Source organism: Stenotrophomonas sp. HMWF003 (assembly GCF_003061285.1).
GTDB lineage: Bacteria > Pseudomonadota > Gammaproteobacteria > Xanthomonadales > Xanthomonadaceae > Stenotrophomonas > Stenotrophomonas maltophilia_AP.
On record NZ_QAIW01000105.1, the window covers coordinates 8,488 to 10,930 of the forward strand.

The window sequence follows — 2,443 nt, forward strand, 5'->3', positions numbered from 1 at the left end:
GCATCCTGCCCGCGCGCGCTGCGGCAGCCCTCAATACACCAGCTGGGCGGGGTTGCACTGCACTGCCTGCAGGTGCACGTCGGTGCGGCCCAGTTCCAGCCCCAGCACCAGCGCCAGGGTCTGGGTCAGCAAGGTGCCCACGCCGTTGAGCAGGGGCTTGAGCAGGCCTTCCAGCACCGGCCGCAACAGCGTGCACAGCAACCCGCTGCAGGCCACGCTGTTGGTGCCCGGGTCGGTGACGCTGCCGCTGCCCTGGTAGTTGTCGAGCATGCCGGCCGGGGCGGTCTGCAGGTACGAGGCCAGGTTGTTTTTCACGCAGCTGTTGTAGGCCAGCAGCGCGCTCACCAGGCCGCTGCAGCGGTTGATCACCAGTCCCCCCAGCAAGGTGCCGAGCAGGCCATCGAGCAGGCCCAGGCCCTGGCCGGTGACCACCGCGCGGTAGCCGTCCCATGCCGGGCCGTCCTTGTAGCAGGTGACCAGGCCGCAGGCATACGGAACGCCCTTGGGCACCTGCCAGTCGCCGAACGCCTCGATGCCCTGCGCCGTGGACCCGTTCCGCAGCAGGGCGATGGTCTTATCCACGTCATAGAGCCCGTTGCCGGGGTTGGCCGCCTTCAGGAAGCGGTCGGCCATCTGGTTGGCGGTGTCGGCGTTCTGCATGCCCTTCGACGCGGGGTTGAGCATGCCGCTGAGCACGCGCAGCAGTTCGCGGACCAGGTCGTTGACCGCGGTGCCGATCTGCGCGCCGTTGATCCAGGTCGACCTGGTTTCGCCCGGTGAAAGCGTCAGCGTTTCATCGTGGGTGAGCGCGTTGAGCTTGATCTGGTCGTTGATCAACGGCGCGCCAAGCAGGGTGAGCAGCTGTTCATTCTGCAGGCTGGCGTCGCAGACGTTGCGCGTGGAGAACTGCGTGGCGGCATCCACCTTGCCCACGCACGCGCGCAGCACCGAGGACTCGACGCGGATGGTGGCGGTTGCCGGTTGCGCGGCGCACTGCAGCCCGGTCAGGGTCCCCATGGCATTGGTGACATCGGCATACACCGGCAGGCGCAGGCGGATGCCAAGCGCTGTCAGTACCTTGCCGAGGCCCAGCGACAGGTTGTTGCTGTCGATGTCCACTTTGACCCGCACCTGCGCGTTGTAGGCGCGGGCGCCGGCGCCGCCAATGGCGATGGAAGGGGGCTCGATGACGGCTGTCTGCGCCTGCACCAGGCCGAGGATGCTGAGGTTGTTGACTGCCACGCCACGGCCGCCGTTGGCGATGCTGATACTGGTGGTGATCAGGTCCAGCGCGTTGACCTCGGCCTGAAGGGCCGCCGATGCGGGACCGTCGGGCGCCACGATGCTGCCGAACAGGCCGCTGCCGGCCGCGTTGCTGCCCAGCTGCAGGTTGAGCTGGTTGATGTCGAGCTTGGCCGCCAGCGCGTCCTTGAGTGCGCGCAGATCCACATGGGCCACGCCGCTCTGGTTGAGCACGCTGGCGGTGGCATCCAGCAGCTGCCCCAGCGACACCTTGTGCGCGGCCAGCAGGGCATTGAAATCGCCGACGCTGATGTTGGCATCCACCGGAATGCCCAGCGCCTGGAGCAATCCGCCGGGGGTGACTTTCGCTTGAGCCAGGCCGTCGTAGCCGAGCAGGGTGGTCTGGTCGAGGTCCACCCCGACCAGTTTCAGCACGCCGCCGAGCGGCGTGTTGCCGTTCACCCGCAGCAGCTGCGAGCCTACGCTGAACACCGCCAGGGGCGGTGCGCGCGTGGCCACGGCCTGCGCGCGCACCTGCGGCAACCCGCGGGTCTGGCCGAAAAACGGCAGCACGGGGCGTTCGGCGATGACCTTGACCGCGTTGACGGGCGCCGGGGCGGTGCCGATGAAGTGGTCGGCGCTGGCGTGGCCGGGGTTCCACACCCCACAGCTGACCTGCAAGGTGCCGGGGAAGCGATTGGCGGCGAGCGCGTTGCTGCGCGCCGCCGCATTGTCGGCACGATTGGCGGTGCACAGGTCCAGGCGTTGAGCGCCGGCCAGGGCCGACAGGTCGGCGATTTTCTGCACGTCGCGCTTGGCCCAGTACAGGTAGCCGATTTCCACCAGGCCGAGCATCGTGACCAGACCCAGCATCACCAGCATCATCGTCACCGACATGCCGCCGCGCTGGCGGCAGGGCGATGGCAGGACAGGGCGGGGCGATCGTGACCGGTTCATGGGATCACTCTCCGTTGCCGTCACCAGTGACTTGCTTGCGGACGCTGGTGTCGAGGAATTCGGGGATCGGGTGGGTGAAGCTTTCCAGGTAGCGCGCGTAGCTGAGCGAGGCCTGGTCGCCGAGGATGGGCAGGCGCGGGCCGGCGCTGGCGCCACTGGCCTGCAACTGCAGCAGGGCGCGGGTGGTGTCGCCGATCTGCGGCCGCGTGGGCAGCGGTTGCGCCAGCGGAGCACCGGCGGGCAA

2 protein-coding genes are annotated in these 2,443 nt (G+C 68.6%); both read right to left on the bottom strand.

Annotated features, from left to right (window positions below):
- Positions 1-30: 30 nt before the first annotated feature.
- Positions 31-2,139: a TadG family pilus assembly protein gene (locus tag DBR34_RS04250; protein ID WP_258223658.1), complete on the bottom strand. Its 2,109-nt coding sequence runs from the start codon at positions 2,137-2,139 to the stop codon at positions 31-33.
- 64 nt (positions 2,140-2,203) lie between these two features.
- A partial coding sequence (locus tag DBR34_RS04255) for a DUF3613 domain-containing protein (RefSeq protein ID WP_128095846.1) occupies positions 2,204-2,443 on the bottom strand: 240 nt, incomplete at its 5' end.